The sequence below is a fragment of the Sphingobacterium sp. BIGb0165 genome, assembly GCF_024810095.1.
Classification (GTDB): Bacteria; Bacteroidota; Bacteroidia; order Sphingobacteriales; family Sphingobacteriaceae; genus Sphingobacterium; species Sphingobacterium detergens.
The window spans coordinates 277,787-302,214 of the sequence record NZ_JANUEB010000001.1; the positions used below are offsets into that span (position 1 = coordinate 277,787).

The window sequence follows — 24,428 nt, forward strand, 5'->3', positions numbered from 1 at the left end:
AAGAATGAAAACAAATACATACGATTTAATTGTTGTTGGAGGTGGTATTTTAGGAACTTTTCATGCGTATCACGCATTGAAAAAAGGATTGCGTGTACTCCAGCTTGAAAAAGATAATTTTCCTGTAGGATCTACAGTGCGCAACTTTGGTCAGGTTGTTCCATCAGGAATGGCGGGGGAATGGTTTGATTATGGTGTAAGGGGATTGGAAATATACCAATCCATTCAACAGGAAATGGATATATCCATCCGGAATAATGGCAGTATTTATATCGCTTCTGATGCCGACGAGGTACAGGTTATTCATGAACTTTCAGCACACTATCAAACGAAAGGATATGCTCATGCGCTCTGGTCGCAAGAGCAAATTCTGGCAAAATATCCTGCCCTGAATGCTGATTACGTCAAAGAGGCTATTGTTTTTGAGCAGGAACTGAGTGCCGAGCCCGAAACAATGATTCGTCAGCTGCATATTTTTATGCAAGCAAAATTTGAAAAGTATACACTGAAATATGACACAACTGTCATCGCTTGTGAAGATGGCAATGCACTGGCACGTTTAACAACAAGCAGCCTGGATGTATTCGAAGGGGCGAAAATCATTATTTGTAATGGTTACGAATTTAAGATCCTGTACCGCTCTTTGTTTGATGATAGTGGTTTAGAAATCAGTAAACTGCAAATGATGCGTACCAAACCTTTGCAGCATATTCAGTTGCCAGGAAATATCCTGACGGGATTGACGATTCGTCGTTACGAAAGTTTTGAAGAATACTGTCCATCATTTGGTGCTATTCCTGTACCTGAGCATTATAATGAATTGCGGAAATATGGAATACATATTTTATTTAAACAGGCTACAGATGGTAGTATTATTGTTGGAGATTCCCATGAATATGCGGCTGGCAATCGATTGGATGAATTGGGTTTTGCGGTTGATACCTATATCAATGAACTCATGATTGCCGAAGCCAACCGTATTATTCCGATGCAGAAAGATTGGATTGCTTCCTCTTGGTCGGGCTTCTATTCACAGCATAAAGATCATATTCTTGAAGTTGATATCAGTCCACGTATCCATGTGCGCACCGGTATAGGTGGTAAAGGAATGACGGCAAGCGCGGGATATGCTGAGCAAAGTATTGAGAAACTTTTTTAAGAATATCATTTTTTGAATAAAAGAGGTCTACTAGAAATAGTAGGCCTCTTGTCTTTATACAGGTCTTGTCTTTCTATCTGAAGTTCATATAGGAGGAAAAAATAGTAAGACAGGGGGGATGGATTGATATTTTTAGAAAATTAATTATTAAGAATTTTTAATGGTAGTTTACTGTTGTTTTTAGCAGATTTTCTGTGAACTAAGCCAACAATTTAGGATGATCATTGTAGTTTAAGATAGCGTAATTCAATGATATTTCCTTATTGGTTATGTGTTAAACAATGTTTTTATTAACTTCACAGGCATAATAAACCAGAAATAACGAACAGCAGTATATGGCAAACCAGAATTTCCCTGAAAATGAACGGCGAAGGATTGAGAAATTAAATTCCTATGAGTTAATGGGGCTAGGGAAAGACCCTGAATTGGATGTATTTGCGCAGGCGGCTTGTCTGATTACTGATTGTCCCGCCGCATTGATTGCCATGATGGAGGAGCAAACGCAACGCATACAAAGTTGTGTAGGTATGGAACTGGATACGGTCGAAAGAAAAAACACGGTTTGCCAATATACGATTCTAAGTAAGGAGCTGCTTGTCATTGAGGATACCTTTGAAGATCTGCGTTCATCCGCTAATCCATTGATTCGGGAGGGTAATATTCGTTTTTATGCGGGAGTACCACTGATGGATGAGGATGGCGATGTGTTGGGAACCATTTGTGTGATAGATTTTCAACCCAAGTCACTTTCTGATAAGCAACGCCATTTATTGGAAGAGTTGGGAAAAGGAGTGACTAAGATTCTTCTTGGAAAGAAAAGAAAGCGACAGGCTGGGTATTTCTCTGAAATCTTCCAATTGACAAATAATGTCATTTGTGTATTAGATGAAAGTTGTCAGATCAAAGATGTAAACCCTGCCTTTACCAGCGTATTAGGGATCTCAAGATCAGATAGTATGGGGAAGTCCCTGCTTAGTTTATTGCAAAATGATACAAATACATTGGCCTCCGATTTAAAACAGATCGTGGATGCAGATTATGGGATTCAATCCACATCATCGACAACGGTAGCGGATGGTAGTAAGGTCATAATTGAATGGCATTTTAAATATGATGCGATCAATCATGAAATTCTAGCTTTTGGTGGTAATGTCACAAAAGAAAGGCAGGAAAAATTGAAGCTAGAAAATTCAGAGCGTCGTTTCCGTAACTTTTTTGAAAATGCAATTGGCTTGATGAGCATGCATGATATGGAGGGAAATATTTTGGCTGTCAATGAAAAAGGACGGGCGGCGCTGAAATATGAACAGCAGGAAGTCAAATCGCTTAACCTAAAGAAATTGGTTCCACCACATCATGTTGGATTGGTGGAGGAATACCTAAAACGCATCACGCTAAATAAAGAGGATTCAGCCATGATGGTTCTACAGACAAAGGAAGGTGAACATATTTCCTGGCTTTATCATAATATGGTCGAAGTGGATGAAGAGGGCAAACCCTATGTGGTCAGTACAGCATTGAATATGACCGATCGCATGCGTCTGGAGAACGATCTGCTACATACCAAACAGATCCTCGAGCAGACCAGTGCTGTCGCTCAAGTCGGCGGATGGGAGGTAAACCTCGCAGAAAATAAAGTTTATTGGTCCGACTCAACAAAATTGATTCACGGTGTTGATCCAAATTTTACACCGGATTTTGAACATGCCATTGGTTTTTATGAGCCCGAAAGCCAAGTAGCGCTACGACACATATTCGAAGAATCGATCCGTAGCAGAAAGCCTTATGATACAGAATTACGCCTTTTGAAACAGAATGGAGAAACAATCTGGGTCAGGGTAAAAGGAATTCCAGAATTTGAGAATGATGTCTGTAAACGGGTATTTGGTATTATCCAGGATATTGATAAGAGTAAATCCCTGTATCTGGAATTGGAACGTAAAGAATCCATGTTGCGTGCCTTTGTAAATTATGTGCCTGCGTCGGTGGCGATGTTTGACCGAGATTTTAATTATGTATCGCTGAGCAATCAATGGATTGAAGACTTTCATAAAGATGAAAGTCAATTACTTAATAAGAATCTGTTTGAACTTTTTCCGGATATTCCGGATCAGCGGAAAAAAATCTATCAGGATGCATTGGATGGAATCCCCTATAAGAATATAGATGAGGTTATTCAGGTCGGTGGAATAGCCGAGCCGCAGCACTTCAACTGGGAAGTACGGCCATGGCATCTAACCGATGGCAGCATCGGTGGGATTATTATTTTTACGCAAAATATCACGGAATCTGTCCAAATAAATGAGGAATTAAAACATGCAAAAAAAATGGCGGATTTGGCAAGCAAAGCCAAGTCGGAGTTCTTAGCCAACATGAGTCACGAAATCCGGACACCATTAAATGGTGTGATCGGGTTCTCAGATTTATTATTGAAAACTCCGCTGAATGATACGCAAATGCAATATTTGGGCTATATTAATGAATCTGGGAACAGTTTATTAAATATCATCAACGACATCCTGGATTTTTCGAAGATTGAGTCTGGAAAACTGGAGCTGTTTGTTGATAAATATAATGTATACGATATCGCGAACCAGGTGATCAATGTTGTATTATACCAAGCTCAGCGAAAAGAAGTCGAATTGCTTTTAAATATCGAGCAAGGATTGCCTGCTTTTATATGGGTTGACGAAGCACGTATTAAACAAGTCCTTATTAATTTATTGGGCAACGCGGTTAAGTTTACCGAAAAAGGGGAGATTGAGTTTAAAATAAGTAAGCTTTATCCTCATAGCGATAAGTTAAGCCTACGTTTTGAAGTGCGCGATACCGGAATCGGAATTCCTGAGGAAAAACAGCAACGTATTTTTGATGCTTTTACGCAGGAGGACAGTTCTGTCAGCAAGCGATATGGCGGCACTGGGCTTGGATTGACCATTTCCAATAATTTATTAAAGTATATGGGAAGCAAACTGAATTTGAGCAGCCAGCTGGGAGAAGGATCCACGTTCTACTTTGATATTGAAGTTCCCTGTGAAGAAATGGAAAACCAAGATGCCGATTTACCCTTAAATAGGGTGCTTGTGGTGGATGATAATGCCAACAATCGTATTATTCTGCAACACATGCTAGCTTATAAACAGGTAGAATCTGTATTGGCAGAAAATGGTATGGAGGCATTGCAATTGCTGATGAAAGGGGAGCGCTTCGATGTGATCTTGATGGATTATCATATGCCTATTTTATCCGGGCTTGAAACCATTGAAAAGATAAAGGAACTCTTTCGGCAACAGGGAGAGGGAATTCCGTTGATTGTATTACATACATCTTCTGAGGAGCACGAAGTAATTTCAGCGTTTAGACAGGAAGAACGCTCGTTTTGCCTACTGAAGCCGATTAAATCGGATGAACTGTATCAAACCTTGCGCAGGGCTATCCAACAAAATAAGGAAGAGGCAGGGCAAGCAAAAGCGAATCTTTCCCTATCTACCGTTGTCTACGGTAAAGGAATTCAGGTTTTGTTGGCGGATGATAATGCAGTCAACATGGCATTGAATTTAAGAATGATGGCCAGTATTATGCCGGACGCAATTTTGACAGAGGTGGCTAATGGAGCCGAGGCAATCCGGACATGTGAGGAAGAAAATTTTGATCTTATTCTGATGGATGTGCAGATGCCAGAAGTTGACGGTATCGAAGCGACGAAACAAATCCGTCAGATGAAACGATATCAAAATATTCCTATTATTGGTATTACTGCTGGTAATGTTTCGGGTGAAAAAGAACGCTGTTTAGATGCGGGGATGTCTGACTTTTTAGCTAAACCTATTCGCCAACAGGATTTATTTAATGCCTTGCAGGAAGCTATGTTATCTATGGATGCTTCTGGCCAATCGGAGACCCAGGCTTCGGATTTGGCAACGCATTTGGACCTGCAGCGTCTGCATGATCAGGCTGGTGATGATCCCGCATTTTTATCCTTTTTCCTCGACTTGGTCATCAAAGAAATTACAGCGTCGAGGGCGCAGATTGCAGATGCAAAAAAGGAAAACGATCTGAAGCGTATCAAGGAGCTATTGCATAAATTGAAGGGCACTTCATCAACTGCTGGACTGCTTAAGCTGGCTCAACTAACAAAAGAGCTGGAAACCAGTATTTCCTTCGATACCGATCTGTCAAAAGCCTTTACAGCTATCGAAGCAGAAATGGAGATCGGCTTGGATTTGATTGCAAAAATTTTAAATAAATAGGAGTAGGACGTAAAGCCCTGCCACTGGCAAGCAAGGCTTTTTCGATTCGTTCCCTGTGGCTAAAAACACAATTTACTGAAACGCCAATGCAATGTATCTACAATAGTCAATTGATTACAGTCTACCTGCAAGCCAGCAGCCATTTTAAGCACCTGCATAGCCATCATGCTCCCTATTATCCCTGGTAGTGGACCCAATACGCCGTTCTTATCACAATTGGGTACCTGTTCAGGAGGGGGAGCTGTTGGGAACAGATCCAAGAGGTGCTTGCTTCCTTCATAATTAAATACGGCCAATTGCCCCTCGAAGCCATAGATACTTCCATATACCAATGGCTTGTTGAGCCTTACGCAGGTTTCATTGAGTAGATAACGCGTCTTAAAGTTGTCGCAGCAATCCACAATGATGTCATAGGGTGCTAAGACTTCTGTTGCATTGCCAGCCTCGAGCTTTAGCTGCATCGGTTGAAAGTCAATGGTACTATTATGTTGCTCAATGTAATCGGCTGCACTTTTTGTTTTGCTGACATGTAGCTGCTTTTCACTATGGATCACTTGCCTATTTAAATTATGTAATTCTACCTGGTCGAAGTCAACTAAGCCAAGCTGACCAATACCAGCGGCTGCTAGATATTGTAGTACAGGACTTCCCAATCCGCCAGCACCCACAATGAGCACTTTGGAATTCATGATTTTTCGTTGCCCCACAACACCGATTTCCTCTATAAAAATCTGTCGGCTATACCGTTCGAAAATATGATCCTCTTCCATCTGCCTAACGTACTAATCCTGAGTAATTACTTTCCCAATCTTTCATCACGGGATCATATCCCATTTTTCGGATTTGATTTTTTATGGTTTCCATATCCCGTTCGTCGCTGACCTCAAATTGCTCTAAGGCCTGTGGATCTACAACATAGCCCCCGGGGTTTGTTTTGGAGGCTGCACTCATTGTTGTCACTCCGATAGGAATGATATGATCCCTAAAGCTTTCATTTTCCCGGGTGGAAATGGAAATCTCCAGATTTTCGTTCCATAAGCGGTAAGCACAGATCAATTGCAGCAGGTGCCTGTCCGAGAGGTGGAAATTAGGGGCTACAGAGCCTTCGGCCGGTCGCAGCCTTGGAAAGGAAATAGAATACCGGGTTTGCCAATACTGTTTTTGCAAATAAGCGATATGGGCAGCTGTAAAGAAGCTGTCTACGCGCCAGTCCTCCAACCCAAGTAATACCCCCAATCCAATTTTATGAATGCCCGCCTGCCCGATGCGGTCGGGAGTGTCAAGACGATAGTCGAAATTGGATTTCTTCCCTTTCGGGTGGTATTTCTTATATACTTCCCGATGATAAGTTTCTTGGTAGACTAAAATAGCATATACTCCCGCAGTCTGTAATAATTGATATTCTTCCTGTTCCAAGGGTTGGACTTCGATCGATATTTGGGAGAAATGTGGCTTCAGTAGTTCAATTGCATTTAAGAAATAATTGATTTCCACCGTTTTGTTTGCTTCCCCACTGACCAGCAATACATGGTTGACACCCATGGATTTGAGTGCCATTGCTTCCAGTAATAATTCTGTGTTGTTCAGTGTTTTCCGTCTAATCTTATTGTCCATGCTAAACCCACAGTAGGTACAGATATTCTGACATTCATTGCTGAGATACAGTGGCGCATAAAGCTGGATGGTCTTGCCAAATCGTCGTTGCGTGATCTGTTGCGCTTTGAGTGCCATTTGTTCCAGATAAGGTGTTGCAGCGGGAGAAATAAGTGCCATGAAATCGTTGAGTGTCAAATTCACCCGGTTTAATGCACGATGCACATCTTGATCGGAGGCTCCATAGATCTTTGTTTGGATTTCTTCCCAGCTGTATTGGTCAAGTATCTCTTTAAAATCGTTCATGGCTCTATATCAATCGAATAAAAATGAGGTTAACGGACTTGAGCTAACCGCTCGGGAATTGATAGGGCCCAAACCAGCTTCATAAGCCTTACGTCCTGCAATGACGGCTTCTTTAAAGGCTTCTGCCATGTACAGCGGATTATTGGAAACGGCAATTGCGGTATTGACCAATACGGCATCAGCACCGATTTCCATAGCCTTAGCTGCGTCGGAAGGGGCGCCGATTCCAGCATCAACAACTACAGGCACATTGCTTTCTTCGATAATGATCTCCAGGAAGTCCAATGTACGGAGCCCTTTGTTACTACCAATGGGAGCACCCAAGGGCATGACAACAGCAGTGCCCGCATTTTCCAGTCGTTTGCAGAGCACGGGATCTGCATGGATATAGGGCATGACAACAAAACCCAATTTTGCCAATGCTTCTGTTGCCCGTAATGTTTCAATCGGGTCAGGTAACAGGTAGCGTGGATCAGGATGGATTTCCAGTTTAACCCAGTTTGTTTCAAGAGCCTCTCGGGCAAGTTGGGCTGCCAAAACGGCTTCCTCCGCCGTTCTTGCTCCCGAAGTATTGGGAAGCAAATCTATTGTCGTTAGATCAATTGCAGCGATTAATTCGTCATGTGCAGCAAGCTGGTCAATCCGCTTGAGTGCAACAGTAACCAGCTGCGAACCAGAAGCCTGAATGGCCGCACTCATTTCATTTAGATTGCCAAATTTGCCCGTCCCCATAAATAATCTGGATTCAAAGCTGCGATCGGCTATTTGTAATTTATGCATGGTAGGAGATTTTTGATGGATGAAATAATGTTTGGTGTCTGGGTCACCAGTCCAGATAAAGCTATACCATAAACTCCTGTCTGTAGCAGATTTTGAATGTCTTCGAGACTGCTGATCCCACCGATGGCGAAAATCGGAACAGACGGGAGTCCCTGCTGCCTAATTTGGTTTATGATATTTTCATATCCCGCTAAGCCTAATAACGGACTGAGCTTTTGTTTTGTATGGGTATGTTTATAGGGGCCGAGTCCGATGTAGTCACATTGTTCTGCTATTCGACCTAGCACATCTTCCAGGCTATTTGCTGTACCGCCAATAATTTTTTTTGACCCCAATAGCAGACGCGCATCGGCGATACCACAATCCGTTAGTCCGAGATGTACACCATCAACATCCAGTTCCTTGGCAAGCTTCACGTGGTCATTGATGATGCATTTGGCTGCGAATTGTTCGCATACCTGTTTTATCTCCTGTGCAAGCCGAAGGAAATCCTGCTCATCAGCTTGTTTCCACCGGATTTGTATCCAGGTGGCGCCTGCATCCAATGCCTTTAGGATGTTGTTCTTCTGTTCTGCCAGTGTCAGTCCCTGCGAGATATACTGTAGTCTTTCGAGCATAGTTGTTGTTTACATGTAATAAAATGTTGAATAGGGTCGGGGGCTTGCCATAAAGCGCCAAGTAAAGCTATTCCATCTGCTCCAGCCTTTATTGAAAGCAGACAGTTTTCAGCTTTTATCCCACCCAGACCGATTAAATGAACATCAAAATTGGTGCGTGACTGTAATTGATCCAGGACAGCATCGTGATGCCCATAACCTGCTTTGGAAATGCTCGGAAATAATGGGCTTAAAAAGGCATAATTCCAGCATTTGTCCAGCGTATTGAACTGATTGATATGATGGACCGAAGTCGAGCAGATACAGTTGGTCAGCTGCTGGTCAAAAAAGCCGCTTCGCCGATGATGTTCATTAAAATGAATTCTGTTAATATGAAGTGCATTTGACAGCTGCGGATGGGAATGAAGGACCAGTCTATCGTGATATGTTGCATCTATTGATGCTACATAACGCTGCATTTGTTCATCTGTAAAATGATATTTTCGCAAGTGCAAAAGATCAAGTCCCTGTTCAAACAGTGCATGTATGGTCTGAAATTCTGAAGCGAATTCCTCCTCAGCTGTCAACGCAATGATCATAAATAGATTTCCTTTCCTTGGGCGATGAATTCCTGCGATTTTTCAAGCATACCCTGTGCTGCGCTATCCCTGATTTCCTGCGTAATTTTCATGGAACAGAATTTTGGGCCACACATCGAACAGAAATGCGCTACTTTGGCAGCGTCTGCAGGTAAAGTTTCGTCATGATATTCCCGGGCAGTGTCGGGATCCAATGATAAGTTGAACTGGTCTTCCCATCGGAATTCAAATCTCGCCTTACTCAAGGCGTTGTCGCGGTACTGTGCCCCAGGATGTCCCTTGGCTAGGTCTGCGGCATGCGCAGCTAATTTGTAGGTGATGACACCATCTTTCACATCTTTTTTATTGGGCAGTCCGAGGTGTTCTTTTGGTGTCACATAACAGAGCATAGCACAGCCATACCAACCGATCATTGCGGCACCAATAGCGGAAGTAATGTGATCATAACCTGGCGCGATATCGGTTGTCAGAGGACCAAGGGTATAAAATGGCGCTTCATCGCAACATTCCAGTTGTTTTTCCATGTTTTCTTTGATAAGCTGCATCGGAACGTGACCAGGTCCCTCGATCATTACCTGTACGTCATGCTGCCAGGCGATCTTGGTTAACTCACCTAAAGTTTCCAGCTCTGCAAATTGTGCGGCGTCATTGGCATCTGCAATTGCACCAGGACGTAGACCGTCACCCAGAGAAAAAGCAACATCATACTGTTTCATGATCTGACAGATTTCTTCAAAATGGATATAGAGGAAGTTTTCCTGATGATGAAAAAGACACCATTTAGCCATAATGGATCCACCTCTTGATACGATTCCGGTCACCCGCTGTGCTGTTAAATGGATATAACGCAAGAGAACCCCTGCATGTATTGTGAAGTATGACACACCCTGTTCGGCCTGCTCGATCAGTGTATCCCGAAATATTTCCCAGGTGAGATCTTCGGCAACACCTTTGACCTTTTCCAGCGCTTGATAGATCGGAACTGTACCTATTGGAACAGGTGAGTTGCGGATAATCCATTCGCGGGTTTCGTGGATATTTTTGCCTGTAGAAAGGTCCATGATCGTGTCAGCACCCCAGCGGCAGGCCCAAACAGCTTTTTCAACCTCTTCTTCAATACTTGAACTCACGGCACTATTACCGATATTGGCATTGATCTTTACCAAAAAATTGCGACCGATAATCATCGGTTCACTTTCCGGATGATTAATATTATTGGGGATAATTGCTCTACCAGCAGCGATCTCCTCACGCACAAACTCTGGCGTAATATATTTTCCGACAGTTCTGGCACCGAAATTTTCGCCCGGATGCTGATGATCCATGCCTGGTGTGCTATCAGCAAGCTGCTCTATCCGTTGATTTTCACGAATGGCAACATACTCCATCTCTGGTGTAATGATACCCTTTCTTGCATAATGTAATTGCGTCACATTTTTACCTGGCGCAGCAACTTTAGGTTTATGGCTGTAAGCAAACCGAAGTTCGTCCAATGTGGTATCTGCCAGACGTTTTTGACCATATTGCGAACTGATGCCTTCAAGTTGTATGACATCCTCGCGGTCAAGGATCCACTGATCACGAAGACGGGGAAGTCCTTTACGGATGTCAATATCTTGTGTTCCATCTGTATATGGGCCAGAAGTGTCATAAATGCTGATGGGCGGGTTGACTTCGATCTGTCCATTGCTCAATTTGGTCGGACTCAATGAAATCTGACGCATGGCCACCTGAATAGGGAAGAGTGTACCGGGAACAAAGACTTTGGTTGAATTTGGAAAGGGGGTTTGTGTGATTTTTTCTGATGTCATGTTAATGGGGAATTAGGTATATTGAATTGAATATGCTCCATACGATATTATCCGCCTTGTGTAGCAGTTATGAGTAGGATATGATCATTGGGTTGTAAAACTGTTGCGGTCCAGTTGTCTTTGGGAACAACGCAGTTGTTGAGGGCCACGGCAATACCTTGGGTTTTACCGGATAGTTCCGTCTGTAAAAGTTCGGCTAGAGAGCTCGGAGCAGGGTCGAAAAATCGGATTTGATGATTGATTGTAAGTTCCATTCCTTTTATTTTTTTGGTAAAACTTTAGGAATGGCTACAACAAGATACAGTAATGTATCTAGAAGATAGCTTACTTTTCCCTACGCCAGTATGATCTGGATCAGGTTATAAGGGTAAAATCTCAGTCCGCATATGCAGACACCCCTAAAGTCGAGACTAATATAGGATTATTTTGATGAATAATCCAAAATATTGCTGTTAATTTTCAGCAACGAGGTAGCAGGACAGTACAGTTTAATTATTTTGATAATAATTGATATATTCGTTTTTAAATCAACTAAAACAATTTAACACTTTTGTATTCCTGTTGAATGCGCGCATTGTCACCTAGAATATGACCTAAATGCTATGATAGGAAATATAAAAAGTTGAACGAAGTATAAACTAAACATGCGAAAAATTTTACTGATGACGATACTGTGTGTAAGCACAATACTGTATGCACAAAAACAAAAAGAATGTCTGCCAATTGAACTACGCTGTGAGCATCTTGTGAATCCATTGGGTGTGGATAAATCAAATCCCCGTTTAAGTTGGCGACTGGCCGATAAACGACAGGGGGCGAAGCAATCTGCTTATCAAATCTTGGTAGACACGGATTCAATAGCATTGGTGAAAAATAAAGCTAACATCTGGAATAGCGGAAAGCAACTGAGCTCGGTTATGTTGATTCAATATAGTGGCACTAGCTTGAAACAGCAGACAAAGTACTATTGGAAAGTTCTTGTCTGGGACAAAAATAGTAATGAAAGTACATCTTCCATCGCCTCATTTGAGACCGGTATGATGGGGATGGAGAACTGGAAGGGAAAATGGATCAGTGATAATCAGGATATTCACGAGCAGGAAGCACCGTATTTCAGAAGAGCATTTAAAACGACCAAACCGATTAAGTCTGCCCGCGCCTATATTGCTGTGGCGGGACTTTACGAACTTTCTATAAACGGCAAAAAAATAGGTGACCATCGTCTGGATCCGATGTATACCCGATTTGATAGACGTACACTATATGTGGTGGAAGATGTGACCCGTCAGATCCAGCAGGGAAACAATGCAGTTGCCGTAGTTTTGGGGAATGGCTGGTATAATCACCAACCATTGGCGGTATGGAATTTTGACAAAGCCCCTTGGCGTAATCGTCCCACATTTTGTTTGAACCTGCGTATTGTCTATCAGGATGGTAGTGAAGAAACGCTAATTACAGATCAACAATGGAAGACGGCGGCGGGACCTATCCGTTATAATAATATCTACACTGGCGAGCATTATGATGCCCGTCTGGAGATGCCGGGATGGGATACTCCACAGTTTGACGATTCACAGTGGCATGCCATTCAGTATCGGAACCCACCCTCTACACATATTGTCTCGCAGCAGATGGTACCCATACGCCTGGTTCGATCCTATTCGCCGAAATCGATGAAAAAGATGGATGAGAAAACCTACGTCTTTGACATGGGACAGAATATGGCCGGGGTGACAAAGATAAAGGTTAGTGGTAAGGCGGGGACGGTGATCAAAATCAAGCATGGTGAACGATTACAGGAAAATGGACGCTTAGATTTGTCCAATATTGATGTATATTATCGTGGGAATAAAGACCTGGAGCCCTTTCAGACCGATATCTTGACGCTGAGTGGCAGAAGAGAGGACGAATTTATGGCGAAATTTGGTTATAAAGGCTTTCGCTATGTCGAAGTAAGCAGCAGCGAGCCGATTGTATTGGATGAATCCGCTATTACGGCTTATTTCATGCATAGTGATGTAGGTCCAATTGGCCAGCTGAAAACTTCATCCCCCTTAATAAACGGTTTATGGGCGGCAACCAATAATGCCTACCTGTCCAACTTGATGGGTTATCCCACGGATTGTCCGCAACGGGAGAAAAATGGCTGGACTGGCGATGGTCATCTCGCAATCGAAACAGCCTATTATAATTTTGACGGCATCACTGTCTATGAGAAGTGGATGGCAGACCATCGGGACGAACAGCAGGAAAATGGTGTGTTGCCTGATATCATACCAACAGGAGGCTGGGGCTATGGTACAGCAAATGGCTTGGACTGGACAAGTACCATTGCCATTATTCCTTGGCAAACTTATTTGTTTTACGGCGATGCCAGCTTGCTAGCTGAATGTTATGAAAATATCAAACGGTATGTGGATTACGTGGATGGAATCAGTCCCAATGGCTTAACAACCTTCGGTCGTGGAGATTGGGTGCCGGTCAAATCGCAATCTAATCTTGAGCTTACCTCATCGGTGTACTTTTACGTCGACGCGACAATTTTGGCATCCGCAGCAAAAATGTTTGGAAAAACAGCTGATCAGCAGAAATACGAAATGCTGGGCAGGAAGATCAAAGATGCCATCAATGCGAAGTTTTTGGATCGTTCAAAAGGGATCTATAGCACTGGAACACAGACAGAGTTGAGTGTGCCCTTATATTGGGGCGTAGTGCCAGAAGAGATGAAAGCCAAAGTTGCAGCCAATTTAAATAGCAGGGTAGAAGAGACCAATTTTCACTTAGATGTTGGCGTATTGGGGGCAAAAGCACTTCTGAATGCCCTCAAAGATAACGGCTATGGTGAGACAGCTTATAAAGTTGCGGTACAGGACACCTACCCCTCTTGGGGATGGTGGATCGTCAATGGGGCGACCACATTGCTGGAAAACTGGGATCTGAAAGCAACCAGAGATATCTCTGATAATCACATGATGTTTGGTGAGATCGGTGGCTGGTTTTTTAAATCCATTGGCGGTATCCTGCCAGATCCAATACAGGCTGGTTTCAAACATGTATTATTAAAGCCTATTTTCCCAAAGGAACTCAAGGAGTCTTCTATTACTTACAATTCGCCTTATGGAAACATTGTATCCAATTGGAAGGTAAGCGGAAACAAGGTCGAATATCAGGTAGAGATCCCGCCAAATGCCACGGCTACGTTTTATCCACCAGCAAATATTCGCGATGGCAAAGTAATCCAATTGGAGGCAGGGAGACATCGAATGGATTTGGAATTGAAATAATTGGTCTGGTTAGCAGTCTTTTTGAATAATTGAAGAAATCTATAAACTATTATCATTTGTTGAGCATTTCTTCGTATTGTCTTCGGACCTTATTCGGATTACTGGCGGTGCGGACCAAGTTGGGTATCGATGTTGATCAGATGTTGACCAAACAATTCCTGCTCAATATCCGGTATTAGTCTGCTTGAAGTAGGCTTCTGATCTGGCTGTTAGCGAATATGGTACGCTTTTGATACGAAGAAAAAGGGGCTTAAGGAAGAAGAATATACAAGCTTACGATTGTACTTATGGGGATGGTTAGATTATCATAGCCATCTTTGCTCATTGCTTCAGCGAGTGTAGCCATGAGTGCAATCGCAGCTATGATAGTAAGTTCCTGAAAGCCGAGATTCGAATCATGCGTGTATTTCCAGATCAAAAAAGCCACAATAACTGCACTGATAAAGAAAACAATAGATCCTAACATAGTCTTTTTTGCGCCAAGGATCATATAGGAGCCCAATGGCCATTTTTTGCCAGATAATGCGGCCATGGGATCGCAGATAGCTAAGGTAGCTAAAGGTAGATAATAGAAAATATATCGATCATCCAGATAGGCCTGAGTCAGAAAGCAAAGATACACTGCGGCAGGATAGGCAAGGCTACCTGCGGATTTCCGGTCAATCGCATGTATAGATCGCAATAAATTAAATTTTAGGGATAAGACCAAAATCACGGCAAATAATCCACAAAGCAACAATACGGACCAATGACTTATAAGTAAAATAGGGAATAACAGTGAAATAATGCCCGTGCCCATATGCACGAGTTTTCTCGTGAATTCAACTCTAATCTTAAAGCAATGGTATAATATTTCAGAAAGGGCAAATAGCAGCAAAAAGATCATTGCCAATAGGAGCATATTTGATAATTCGCTTTTCATCTGTATAAATTATTTGTTTATCAATTATTTTAAGATTAGGGTATTTACGTTGCTATAAATAAACTAACCAATACATTGCTCCGGAGAACATAAAGCTGTCGAAGCGATCCAATATTCCACCATGTCCCGGGATTAATCGGCTGTAGTCCTTAATTTGACATCTGCGCTTGTACCAGGAAGCCAAGAGATCTCCAACAAGTGCGGAAATACAGATGAATACTGCTGTCCCTACTGTTGATCCGATTGAAGGATGGATATAATGAAAAAGGAAAAGACTGGCCGATATTGCCAATATCATACCACCAATCAAACCCTCAAAAGTTTTATTGGGACTAATCTTGGGGATCAGTTTTCGTTTTCCCAATAATTGACCACTAAGTTGGCTAAACCCATCAAAGGTGACAACTATAAAGTAGACAAAACATATATGATCTGTTGGTATCTGATTGCTGAACTTAACGAATGCAAATAGGATACTGAGGTAAATGAATAAAACAAAATGGCAGAAAGGAACTGTTTGTCTGGAAAATGATTGGGCTTTAAAAATTTCATAAAGGCCGACGATTCCTATGCAAATAGCCAGGAGTTTTATTTGTTCAAAATAAATGGACGAAAATACCAGGACCAGCACCAGAAAATACACTCCCAGTTTTAGCCAACGCTCTTTGGCTCGATCAGCTTGACTGTCCTTATTGAGATACAGTGTCACTAAAGCACCTATTCCAAAAAATAATAGCAATATGTTCGCAATAAACAAATACATGATCAACCTCCTTTTTGTTGTTGGATAAGGAATATGCTCTTCAAATTGGATTGCAGCTTTGGTAGGGTAATCACTAGAAATAATTCCTCCAGATAAGCCAGGCAACTCACGATTAACATCAAGTGAAAGTAGATTGTATGAAATCCGAATACGAAGTAGCTAAAGATAAATATGCCCTGTAAGTAACCAGTTATCTTATAAGACCATAAATGAAAGCTGGGGAACCGTTGAAATCGGATAAGGGCATATACTTGGGGAGCAATCCATAAGACAATAAGGAGGATAAATTCGATTTTATATGCTGCTACGAAAGCTTTTTCCAGTGTTATCATTCCCATAAAGGCCATCAGGTATGTCCCTATGTCCGCGACCGAATCCAGTTTAGCGCCAAATTCTGTTTGAAGTTTAAATAGTCTAGCGATTAATCCGTCGAGGATATCCGTTATAAGGTTTATAGACAATAATACTATAAAGAGATTCCTGTTTTCCGTTAATATGGCATAGCTAATAAAAGGTAATGCAAGTATGCGGTAGATAGAAAGTGCATTTGGCACATTCCATCTATTTTCTTTTTTCGTTTCCATTTTATACCGATTTTTTTCTTCCGAATTTTTGATGTGCCTGTGTAAATTGACCTGCTGACAAAGCCGCAGCAATAGATAGTTCCCCGGTAAGTACGAGAGCCGCGGCTATCTCGGCATATTTTATTGAATTTCCTTCTCCGTAACAGTCCATGATCTCCAAACATTCTTTTTGAGTAGGGAGGTTTGTGCCACCACCGACAGTCCCTATGATCAGGTTTGGCAAGGTGACGCTGGCGTATAGTGAACCATCTTTATTTAATTCCATTCTTGTGATACCTGTTGCAGCTTCGGCTACACAGGCAACATCCTGGCCAGTAGCTAAAAATAGTGCGGCCAGCCCATTGGCATAATGACCATGTGCACCTATAGCAGCGCTTTGGATGATCCCCATGGTGGAGCTGCGCCAATATCTATCCATCAGTTCGGATGATGTTTTGAGTACTTCCGATACAATGCTGGCTGATAGTTCTATTTCTGCCGTTACTTTCTTACCTCTAACGTTGTTGAAGGAATATGCTGTTGCTTTTTTGTCGCCGGAACTGTTCCCTTCAATAAACCAGTGTGTAGGCTTGACCGGACAGAGGTCGACCATAAACCGACAGATGGCATCTGTACAGATGGTGACCATATTTTGTCCGGCCGCATCTGCGGTGAAGTATTCAAATGATATAGTCAGATGATTGCCTTCGATTTGGATTCTTGTGTCCGTTAATTTTGCAAAGCGACTTGTTTTCTTAACGATATCCTGAAGAATGTCTTTCTCAGCAAGGAACCACGACACAAAAAGGCTTAAATCATTTAAATTTTCGAATTTGAATACCGGACTTCGTTGGACACCTTCTTTTAGGCAGATCGAAGTAACTCCCCCTGCTAGCAAGCATGCCCTCGCTCCACGATGATAAGATGCGACCAATGCCCCCTCACTGGTGGCCAATGGGACATAGTATGCACCGTTGGCTGCGGTTCCGTGGACTTTTAATGGACCAATAATCCCTGTCGGAACTTGACTCATACCAATGAAGTTCTCAATATTTCCATTTAATAGCGATAGGTCGATGTTGGTATCGGTCAATGTAGGAAATTGCTTGTTCGTTTTTTCGCTTAGATAGCTTCGTAGTGTTTTCGTTCCTTCGGTGCTAATTTCCGACGAAAGGGGTAAAGCGCATAAGTTTTCCGTTTGATCAACTGCTCGCGCAGGTATTTTTAATAATGTTTTCATATTCAGCTTTTAATAAAATGACTATTTGTTTTGTTTAACAAAGTTATTGTGATAATCGCATTCTAAATTGTGGTAAACAATAAAAAATATTTTTATTTTTGTGATAATCGCAAAACCAATAAGCCTATGTATCAAGAAAAGCTGATCCAGGAAATACAACGAAAAATAGATGCAACAAAGTCTATCATTGAGGCTATAGCAAGCGCTCTTGATATTAGCTATGATGCGGCGCATCGGCGGATTTCGATGAAGAGCAAATTTTCAATAGAGGAGACGGTACAACTCGCGAATCACTTTTCACTTTCTTTGGATAAGATGTTTCAGCATAGTGATCATGTTTTAGTGAAAAGGACAACGGAAATCCAGTCATTCAATGACCTGTCAAATTACCTTGAGAATTCCTTTAAGTCTTTAACAGAATTTAAACCCAACCTAGAGACGTTCCTGTATTATTCGGCTAAGGATATACCGATCTTCTATACGATAAATACAGGATTATTATCTCGTTTTAAACGCTATGTTTGGCTCAATTTATTGAGCCCGGATGAGTTGGAGGTATCTTTTGAGTCGTTTTTGTCAAAAACACCGATGGATAACCGGGGGCAAAAGCTGAACGATTATTATTCGTCCATCAGGGTAAAAGAGATCTGGAATGATACAACAATCAATAGTACGCTGCAGCAGATTATGTATTTTTCCCAAGCGGGTCTATTGACCGCTGACAATGGGAAGATCCTCTGTGACCAGATAAAGGAGCTGGTCTTTTCACTGGAAAAAAAATGCATTCCGAATAACGAGCAGTATCAACTATATTATCATGAACTATTGATCTTAAACAATAATGTTTTGGTTGGAAACAAGGACCGAAAGGCACTATTTGTGCCCCATACGATGCTGGGCTACTTTATCACAAATGATACAGATAGCTGTCAGCATGCGACAAACTTTTATCAGCATCAGCTTAAAAATTCCAGGTTATTGAATACAGCGGGCACACGGGATAAGAAAATGTTTTTTAACAAGATTTATCAAAAGATTGAGCTTTATAGGGCACGGGTAAGTTCAGATAATGAAATTTAAAGCATATAAAACAAGAAAAGCCCATCGACTGATGAGCTTTCTTGTACCTAGGGCGGGAATCGAACCCGCACTCCCTTAACGGGAACAGGATTTTAAGTCCTGCGTGTCTACCAGTTCCACCACCTAGGCAGGTGAGCGAAAAACGAGATTCGAACTCGCGACCCCAACCTTGGCAAGGTTGTGCTCTACCAGCTGAGCTATTTTCGCATTGGAATTATTTTTCAAAGTATTCCAGAACATCGCGTTCTGTTTCTTTCGGTGGTGCCAGCTGGATTCGAACCAGCGACACAAGGATTTTCAGTCCTTTGCTCTACCAACTGAGCTATGGCACCTTTTCAATTTAGCTGTTTGCCTTATTGATGCTGCAAATATAGAGGGATTATTTGAAATACAAAAGGCAAAAGTGCTTTTTTTTGCGTTTAAACGCCAACCTGCTGATTCCTAAGTGGAAAAAATAAAGGGGCTTTCTCCTAATTAAAAACCCTGAACGCAATTCACCGTTAAATCTGGAAAGCTGTTTGGAATGAATGTAGAGCGCAGAATGGAACCAAAAATCATGAGAATCTGGCTGTTAAATCACTCGGTTAATGTTATCGTCAAATATGACGAGTTATCGATCTACATCAACAAGGGAGTCGAATATGTCGGTGACCATCAAGGACGCTTATCTAGCACGCTAGGTTCGCTGCAATGCTTACACCAGACTATGGTAGAACAGTAAGCTCAACAGTATATTTAAAAAGCGATATACGGGATTCATTCAGGCGAAAATAGACGCCGCGGAGAATCGATCGAACCTGATCGAAGACCAATGGGAGCTGCCTGATTTCACTTGCTGCTGAGCAGAGCTTTCTTGGGCTAAGGAAGATGTCCTGTATTCTTTCCAAGAAATCTCTTGCTTCGCTGATTATATCACTTTCTTTGCCCAAGTGAACGCTTTGACCGTCGTGTTGTTATCTCCAGTATTGATTAGATCTCTTGAGTCAGTGAAGAGGTTGCTTGCTCGTCTCAGCTGATCCTTTTCGTGTATGATATGAACACTTGGGCGATAGATTAATTTATCCGCTCGCCTGAAGCGTATGTGTCAACTGTGGAATTGTTTTCATGCGTGGTTCATGATATGGTGTCGATGGCTCTTGTGTTCGTGAGCGCTGTCAAGGCAACTTCATGGAATGCCGAAGAATATTGTTCGCCGGATGATGGTAACCGATCGGGAGTCAATGTATTCACTTCGTAATAGGATTGTACCTGTAGTTTATCCATGCAAACACTTGCGTGGTCGAAGAGATTTATTCGCTACAGCAGGTATTCGTTTACGTATCTGAGTGTTTCTCTTGGTATCTGGATGTATTCTTGCTCCGTAACGATGAATTTCTGATCAGCGCGGAAGAGAATTCCTTATGCTGTCGTTTGCACGGTCTTGCTAATAACAATGCCGCGATTTTACATAGGCTTGCTCCGTATTGGGTAATGGGAAGCTCTTCGCAAAGTGATAGAAAATGGAAATGATTCGGTATAATCAAACTAAGGACTGTCTCATCATAAGGATTTGCGCTTGCAATTCGGGATCAAATGCACAAAAAAAGAGCTGTACCTATTTGATACAGCTCCTTTAATATTGTCTAGGTGGATCTTATTAAGATAATTTACCAACTTCTAATACTAAATCAACGATTTTGTTTGAATAACCCCACTCGTTGTCATACCAAGATACAACTTTAACAAAGTTATCATTCAAAGAAATTCCAGCTTTAGCATCAAAGATTGATGTACGTGCGTCACCCAAGAAGTCTGAAGAAACAACCTCATCCTCTGTGTAACCCAAAATACCTTTCAATTCGCCTTCAGAAGCTTCTTTCATGGCAGTTTTGATCTCTTCGTAAGAAGCACCTTTATTTAAACGTACTGTTAAGTCAACAACTGAAACGTCAGCAGTAGGAACACGTAAAGACATACCTGTCAATTTACCTTTCAATTCAGGAAGAACCAAACCTACAGCTTTAGCTGCACCTGTAGAAGAAGGGATGATGTTTTGGTAAGCACCACGGCCACCTCTCCAGTCTTTCACTGAAGGACCATCCACAGTTTTTTGAGTAGCTGTTACTGCGTGTACAGTAGTCATCAAACCTTCAACGATACCGAATTTATCATTCAATACTTTAGCGATAGGAGCTAAACAGTTTGTTGTACAAGATGCATTTGAAACGATATGTTGATCTGCTTTTAATTCTTTGTGGTTTACACCCATTACGAATGTAGGTGTGTCATCTTTTGCTGGAGCTGACATAACAACTTTTTTCGCACCTGCATCAATGTGTTTTTGAGCCAACTCTTGAGTCAGGAAGAAACCTGTAGATTCGATGATTACTTCAGCACCTACTTCATTCCATTTCAAGTTTGCTGGATCTTTTTCAGCAGTTACACGGATTGTTTTGCCATTCACGATCAAGTTGCCGTCTTTAACTTCAACAGTACCGTCAAATTTACCGTGTGTTGAATCGTATTTCAACATATAAGCCATATAATCCGGCTCAACTAAGTCATTGATACCAACAATTTCAATTTCTGGACGATTGATAGCAGCTCTGAATGCTAAACGACCAATACGGCCAAATCCGTTAATTCCAATTTTCATATTCTTAATTTTTATTGATATAATATTTAATTAAATTATGTATCGGCTCCTTGACCACGGTGCCAATACTGATATTAAATTCTTCTGTTGCCACCTCTCGCAGGATGTTTTCATAATTGAAAGCTACCGAACCGGTAAAATTGACGTCACTGTCAGGATACTCTTTCATTAATGGCTTAATATAAGTTTTAATAAAAGTACGTAGCCCGTTTTTGATCAATTGGTTGATAAATAAATGTTCCTTATTTTCAAGTACAAAATCGGTAAATGAATTTAAAAAGTTGGTTGGTTGTGGTGCAATATATACCTTCTCCAAAATACTTTTCTTGTCCAATGTGAATTCTTTTTCCAATTTATCCTTCAAATCAACAGGAAGGGTATCTGTCATATAATGTTTCAGCAATTGCTGACTGTTCCAGTTGGTAGCGCCTTCATCTGCGAGGATATAGCCTAGACCATAATTGTTCTCAATGATTTTCTTTCCGGTATAATAAGCGGCATTCGATCCACTTCCGATAATACCTACAATCCCTTTTTCATCTCCAAAAGTTGAAATAGCCGAAGCGATGACATCATGGTCTACTTTGACACGGGCATTGACGAAAAAGCGCTCGAAAACATTTTTGATCTTATCTTTACGTTCTTTTGATGAAGAACCAGCACCGAAAAAATAAATACGTTTAATTTTTTCAGCATTATTGATCAAATTGGTGTTTCTATTTAAATGCTGTAGTATGGATCGTTCATCCTGAAGATAGGGGTTGATGCCAGTCATGCGAAATCCGGTGGTTATCCGGCCTTTGTCAGCCAGCCGCCAGTCTGAGAATCGAGATCCACTGTATACTACTGCTATCATAGTCTGCTTTATTTGATATTATAAAATCTCAGCCATTTCCAATAGATCAGGGCTAAGTTTAATTTCCTTATTGCTGATTGCTTCTTCGATCGGAGTAGTTTTGATTTCATTGCCACGGAGACCAACGGTGATCCGTGTATTGCCTGCTAAAATTTCATTAACGGCAGCAAAGCCCAATCGACTAGCCAACACGCGGTCAAAACTCGTTGGAGATCCACCGCGTTGTAAATGCCCTAATATACTAACTTTCGTGTCGTAATGATCAAATTTTTCCTTTACTTTTTTTGCGACATAATAGGCACCCCCGTTTTGATCGCCCTCGGCAACAATAACAATGGATGAAGATTTCTTTTTGATGGCTCCATCTTCCAGGTGGTTGATTAAATCATCAATAGCCGTCTCTTTTTCTGGAAGCAAAATGGCTTCAGCACCACCTGCAATTCCTGCGTTTAATGCGATACATCCGGAATCTCTACCCATTACCTCAACAAAGAAGAGGCGCTCATGTGATGCCGCTGTATCTCTGATTTTGTCAATGGCCTCGATAACAGTATTGTTAGCTGTATCATAGCCAATGGTATAGTCAGATCCGTAAAGGTCGTTGTCAATCGTTCCGGGGATTCCTACAATAGGAATCTCGAATTCTTTGGAGAAAAAATTTGCACCAGTAAAAGTCCCGTCACCACCAATCACCACCAACGCATCTATTTCTGCTGCTTTTAAATTGTCGTATGCGATTTTTCGCCCTTCAGTTGTTTTAAACTCAAGACAACGTGCTGTTTTTAGTATTGTACCGCCACGCTGTATGATATTACTCACAGAGCGGGTGTCCATTTCTTTGAAATTTGCGTCAATCAAACCCTGATAGCCCTGGTAAATTCCAGTGACCTGAAGGCCTTTGTGAAGCGCTGTACGGACAACTGCACGAATGCAAGCATTCATGCCGGGGGCGTCACCGCCAGATGTTAATACGCCTATTTTTTTTATTTCTTTTATCACACTCTATATTTTAGGTTCTACGAATATAAGATTTTTATAGTGTATATTCTACACTTTGAATAAATTTTTCATTATTTTTTTGCGCATCACGTTTAGGAAGCGTATAATTGTTACAGGTAACCCGATGATTAGTAGCCAATAAATTTAGCTCAGTATATTGCACATAAATAAATTTAGAAGTTTTGTATAGTAATTTTACCGTAGACTGCGTCATATTAGGCTTTCATGAAGGAGAATTAAAGGTTCTTTTGGCTGAAAGAAATGAATATCCTTTTAAGGATTGGTGGGCATTGCCAGGCTTCTTCGTGGATAATGACGAAGAGATGGAAGATGCCGTAAAGAGAATTTTGTATGAAAATACAGGTTTGAAGGATGTATTTATGGATCAATTGCATTCTTTTGCGGGCTTGAAACGGCACCCAAAAGGACGTATTCTGACAGTGGCTTACTATGCCCTGGTCCAGCTTGATAGTACAAAACTGAAAACAAAGCCTGTTACAAACTACATGAAGCAGGCGAAATGGTTTCCTGTTAGAAATGTTCCAGAATTGGCATTTGACCATAAGCAGATTTTGGATTTATGTTTGGAAAGATTGCAGCGTCGTTTGGCCTACAAACCGATCGCTTTTGAATTGTTACCTGAAAAATTTACCCTGACCCAATTGCAATTGGTGTATGAAGGCATATTGAATAAAACATTGGATAAACGTAATTTTCGAAAGAAAATGCAGAATTATGGCTTCCTAAAGGAGTTGGATGAAGTACAGACAGGTGTCGCTTATCGGGCTGCAAGGTTGTATAAACTGGACAAAAGAAAATTCCTCAAACATTTCCAGAATACTGTAGCGTTTTAATAAAATCTGAGTTATTAAGAAAAGGCAAACTTCCAAAGTTTGCCTTTTTTTGTTGTCAACTAAATATCAAATTAATAGCGATTTCAAAATATATTTTGTACGAGAAGTTACTTTTTATATTTTTGAACAATTTCTGAT

General features: G+C 41.4%; 21 protein-coding genes, 3 tRNA genes and 1 riboswitch. Of the genes, 6 read left to right on the top strand and 18 right to left on the bottom strand.

Going from position 1 to position 24,428, the window contains the following annotated elements; translation table 11 throughout:
* The first annotated feature begins 4 nt into the window (after window positions 1-4).
* Window positions 5-1,159 (top strand): TIGR03364 family FAD-dependent oxidoreductase, encoded by a 1,155-nt coding sequence (locus M2408_RS01185; RefSeq protein WP_259178547.1) that lies wholly within the window; start codon window positions 5-7, stop codon window positions 1,157-1,159.
* Window positions 1,160-1,494: 335 nt separating this feature from the next.
* Complete coding sequence (locus tag M2408_RS01190) at window positions 1,495-5,409, top strand: response regulator (RefSeq protein WP_259178550.1); 3,915 nt, start codon at window positions 1,495-1,497, stop codon at window positions 5,407-5,409.
* Window positions 5,410-5,468: 59 nt separating this feature from the next.
* On the opposite strand, the gene M2408_RS01195 is transcribed toward M2408_RS01190, so the two are convergent.
* The 7 genes from M2408_RS01195 to thiS are packed head-to-tail and all read right to left on the bottom strand — an operon-like array spanning window position 5,469 to window position 11,348.
* Window positions 5,469-6,179 carry a HesA/MoeB/ThiF family protein gene (locus M2408_RS01195; protein ID WP_259178552.1) on the bottom strand — a complete coding sequence of 237 codons (711 nt, stop codon included), beginning with the start codon at window positions 6,177-6,179 and terminating at the stop codon, window positions 5,469-5,471.
* 4 nt (window positions 6,180-6,183) lie between these two features.
* Window positions 6,184-7,308, bottom strand: a complete 1,125-nt coding sequence (gene thiH, locus M2408_RS01200; protein ID WP_259178553.1) for a 2-iminoacetate synthase ThiH — start codon at window positions 7,306-7,308, stop codon at window positions 6,184-6,186.
* Window positions 7,309-7,317: 9 nt separating this feature from the next.
* A complete protein-coding gene (locus M2408_RS01205) occupies window positions 7,318-8,088 on the bottom strand; it encodes a thiazole synthase (protein WP_259178555.1) in 771 nt (256 codons plus the stop codon).
* Window positions 8,070-8,705: a thiamine phosphate synthase gene (gene thiE, locus M2408_RS01210; protein ID WP_259178559.1), complete on the bottom strand. Its 636-nt coding sequence runs from the start codon at window positions 8,703-8,705 to the stop codon at window positions 8,070-8,072. Before thiE ends, M2408_RS01205 begins: the two co-directional genes overlap by 19 nt.
* Window positions 8,669-9,283 (bottom strand): thiamine phosphate synthase, encoded by a 615-nt coding sequence (locus M2408_RS01215; RefSeq protein ID WP_259178560.1) that lies wholly within the window; start codon window positions 9,281-9,283, stop codon window positions 8,669-8,671. The genes thiE and M2408_RS01215 overlap by 37 nt, the downstream gene beginning before the upstream one ends.
* Window positions 9,280-11,094 carry a phosphomethylpyrimidine synthase ThiC gene (gene thiC / locus M2408_RS01220; protein ID WP_259178561.1) on the bottom strand — a complete coding sequence of 605 codons (1,815 nt, stop codon included), beginning with the start codon at window positions 11,092-11,094 and terminating at the stop codon, window positions 9,280-9,282. The genes M2408_RS01215 and thiC overlap by 4 nt, the downstream gene beginning before the upstream one ends.
* 47 nt (window positions 11,095-11,141) lie before the next feature.
* Window positions 11,142-11,348 carry a sulfur carrier protein ThiS gene (gene thiS, locus M2408_RS01225; RefSeq protein WP_259178563.1) on the bottom strand — a complete coding sequence of 69 codons (207 nt, stop codon included), beginning with the start codon at window positions 11,346-11,348 and terminating at the stop codon, window positions 11,142-11,144.
* Window positions 11,349-11,408: 60 nt separating this feature from the next.
* Window positions 11,409-11,504, bottom strand: a riboswitch (TPP riboswitch).
* A 234-nt stretch (window positions 11,505-11,738) separates the two neighbouring features.
* On the opposite strand from thiS, the gene M2408_RS01230 reads away from it, so the two are divergent.
* Window positions 11,739-14,378 (top strand): alpha-L-rhamnosidase, encoded by a 2,640-nt coding sequence (locus M2408_RS01230; RefSeq protein WP_259178564.1) that lies wholly within the window; start codon window positions 11,739-11,741, stop codon window positions 14,376-14,378.
* A gap of 250 nt (window positions 14,379-14,628) precedes the next feature.
* On the opposite strand, the gene M2408_RS01235 is transcribed toward M2408_RS01230, so the two are convergent.
* The 4 genes from M2408_RS01235 to M2408_RS01250 are packed head-to-tail and all read right to left on the bottom strand — an operon-like array spanning window position 14,629 to window position 17,866.
* Complete coding sequence (locus M2408_RS01235) at window positions 14,629-15,300, bottom strand: phosphatidate cytidylyltransferase (RefSeq protein WP_259178567.1); 672 nt, start codon at window positions 15,298-15,300, stop codon at window positions 14,629-14,631.
* A gap of 52 nt (window positions 15,301-15,352) precedes the next feature.
* Window positions 15,353-16,063 (bottom strand): phosphatidate cytidylyltransferase, encoded by a 711-nt coding sequence (locus tag M2408_RS01240; protein WP_259178568.1) that lies wholly within the window; start codon window positions 16,061-16,063, stop codon window positions 15,353-15,355.
* Between the two features lie 2 nt (window positions 16,064-16,065).
* On the bottom strand, window positions 16,066-16,647 hold the full coding sequence (locus M2408_RS01245) for a CDP-alcohol phosphatidyltransferase family protein (RefSeq protein WP_259178571.1): 582 nt from the start codon (window positions 16,645-16,647) through the stop codon (window positions 16,066-16,068).
* A 1-nt stretch (window position 16,648) separates the two neighbouring features.
* Entirely contained in the window at window positions 16,649-17,866 is a 1,218-nt protein-coding gene (locus tag M2408_RS01250) for a hydroxymethylglutaryl-CoA reductase (protein ID WP_259178572.1), read from the bottom strand.
* Window positions 17,867-17,992: 126 nt separating this feature from the next.
* Here M2408_RS01250 and M2408_RS01255 point away from each other — a divergent pair, with 126 nt between their 5' ends.
* Window positions 17,993-18,946: a hypothetical protein gene (locus M2408_RS01255; RefSeq protein WP_259178574.1), complete on the top strand. Its 954-nt coding sequence runs from the start codon at window positions 17,993-17,995 to the stop codon at window positions 18,944-18,946.
* 44 nt (window positions 18,947-18,990) lie between these two features.
* On the opposite strand, the gene M2408_RS01260 is transcribed toward M2408_RS01255, so the two are convergent.
* From M2408_RS01260 to M2408_RS01270, 3 genes are all read right to left on the bottom strand, one after another.
* A tRNA-Leu gene (locus tag M2408_RS01260) sits at window positions 18,991-19,075 on the bottom strand.
* A 5-nt stretch (window positions 19,076-19,080) separates the two neighbouring features.
* Window positions 19,081-19,153 (bottom strand) — tRNA-Gly (locus tag M2408_RS01265).
* A 52-nt stretch (window positions 19,154-19,205) separates the two neighbouring features.
* A tRNA-Phe gene (locus tag M2408_RS01270) sits at window positions 19,206-19,278 on the bottom strand.
* A 224-nt stretch (window positions 19,279-19,502) separates the two neighbouring features.
* On the opposite strand from M2408_RS01270, the gene M2408_RS01275 reads away from it, so the two are divergent.
* Window positions 19,503-19,667 carry a hypothetical protein gene (locus M2408_RS01275; RefSeq protein WP_259178576.1) on the top strand — a complete coding sequence of 55 codons (165 nt, stop codon included), beginning with the start codon at window positions 19,503-19,505 and terminating at the stop codon, window positions 19,665-19,667.
* Between the two features lie 392 nt (window positions 19,668-20,059).
* On the opposite strand, the gene M2408_RS01280 is transcribed toward M2408_RS01275, so the two are convergent.
* The 4 genes from M2408_RS01280 to pfkA form a co-directional block, all read right to left on the bottom strand.
* Entirely contained in the window at window positions 20,060-20,209 is a 150-nt protein-coding gene (locus M2408_RS01280) for a hypothetical protein (RefSeq protein WP_259178577.1), read from the bottom strand.
* A gap of 373 nt (window positions 20,210-20,582) precedes the next feature.
* Window positions 20,583-21,581 (bottom strand): type I glyceraldehyde-3-phosphate dehydrogenase, encoded by a 999-nt coding sequence (gap, locus tag M2408_RS01285; RefSeq protein WP_223579598.1) that lies wholly within the window; start codon window positions 21,579-21,581, stop codon window positions 20,583-20,585.
* 4 nt (window positions 21,582-21,585) lie between these two features.
* On the bottom strand, window positions 21,586-22,437 hold the full coding sequence (locus M2408_RS01290; RefSeq protein WP_259178578.1) for a hypothetical protein: 852 nt from the start codon (window positions 22,435-22,437) through the stop codon (window positions 21,586-21,588).
* A gap of 18 nt (window positions 22,438-22,455) precedes the next feature.
* Window positions 22,456-23,433, bottom strand: a complete 978-nt coding sequence (pfkA, locus tag M2408_RS01295; protein ID WP_404479129.1) for a 6-phosphofructokinase — start codon at window positions 23,431-23,433, stop codon at window positions 22,456-22,458.
* 185 nt (window positions 23,434-23,618) lie between these two features.
* On the opposite strand from pfkA, the gene M2408_RS01300 reads away from it, so the two are divergent.
* Window positions 23,619-24,290, top strand: a complete 672-nt coding sequence (locus M2408_RS01300) for an NrtR DNA-binding winged helix domain-containing protein (protein WP_120258099.1) — start codon at window positions 23,619-23,621, stop codon at window positions 24,288-24,290.
* Window positions 24,291-24,428 lie beyond the last annotated feature (138 nt).

Excerpts from the sequence above, each read along its gene's own strand:
- M2408_RS01185 (WP_259178547.1), top strand. The coding sequence starts at position 5 with ATGAAAACAAATACATACGATTTAATTGTTGTTGGAGGTGGTATTTTA.
- M2408_RS01190 (WP_259178550.1), top strand. The coding sequence starts at position 1,495 with ATGGCAAACCAGAATTTCCCTGAAAATGAACGGCGAAGGATTGAGAAA.
- M2408_RS01195 (WP_259178552.1), bottom strand. The coding sequence starts at position 6,179 with ATGGAAGAGGATCATATTTTCGAACGGTATAGCCGACAGATTTTTATA.
- thiH (WP_259178553.1), bottom strand. The coding sequence starts at position 7,308 with ATGAACGATTTTAAAGAGATACTTGACCAATACAGCTGGGAAGAAATC.
- M2408_RS01205 (WP_259178555.1), bottom strand. The coding sequence starts at position 8,088 with ATGCATAAATTACAAATAGCCGATCGCAGCTTTGAATCCAGATTATTT.
- thiE (WP_259178559.1), bottom strand. The coding sequence starts at position 8,705 with ATGCTCGAAAGACTACAGTATATCTCGCAGGGACTGACACTGGCAGAA.
- M2408_RS01215 (WP_259178560.1), bottom strand. The coding sequence starts at position 9,283 with ATGATCATTGCGTTGACAGCTGAGGAGGAATTCGCTTCAGAATTTCAG.
- thiC (WP_259178561.1), bottom strand. The coding sequence starts at position 11,094 with ATGACATCAGAAAAAATCACACAAACCCCCTTTCCAAATTCAACCAAA.
- thiS (WP_259178563.1), bottom strand. The coding sequence starts at position 11,348 with ATGGAACTTACAATCAATCATCAAATCCGATTTTTCGACCCTGCTCCG.
- M2408_RS01230 (WP_259178564.1), top strand. The coding sequence starts at position 11,739 with ATGCGAAAAATTTTACTGATGACGATACTGTGTGTAAGCACAATACTG.
- M2408_RS01235 (WP_259178567.1), bottom strand. The coding sequence starts at position 15,300 with ATGAAAAGCGAATTATCAAATATGCTCCTATTGGCAATGATCTTTTTG.
- M2408_RS01240 (WP_259178568.1), bottom strand. The coding sequence starts at position 16,063 with ATGTATTTGTTTATTGCGAACATATTGCTATTATTTTTTGGAATAGGT.
- M2408_RS01245 (WP_259178571.1), bottom strand. The coding sequence starts at position 16,647 with ATGGAAACGAAAAAAGAAAATAGATGGAATGTGCCAAATGCACTTTCT.
- M2408_RS01250 (WP_259178572.1), bottom strand. The coding sequence starts at position 17,866 with ATGAAAACATTATTAAAAATACCTGCGCGAGCAGTTGATCAAACGGAA.
- M2408_RS01255 (WP_259178574.1), top strand. The coding sequence starts at position 17,993 with ATGTATCAAGAAAAGCTGATCCAGGAAATACAACGAAAAATAGATGCA.
- M2408_RS01275 (WP_259178576.1), top strand. The coding sequence starts at position 19,503 with ATGAGAATCTGGCTGTTAAATCACTCGGTTAATGTTATCGTCAAATAT.
- M2408_RS01280 (WP_259178577.1), bottom strand. The coding sequence starts at position 20,209 with ATGGATAAACTACAGGTACAATCCTATTACGAAGTGAATACATTGACT.
- gap (WP_223579598.1), bottom strand. The coding sequence starts at position 21,581 with ATGAAAATTGGAATTAACGGATTTGGCCGTATTGGTCGTTTAGCATTC.
- M2408_RS01290 (WP_259178578.1), bottom strand. The coding sequence starts at position 22,437 with ATGATAGCAGTAGTATACAGTGGATCTCGATTCTCAGACTGGCGGCTG.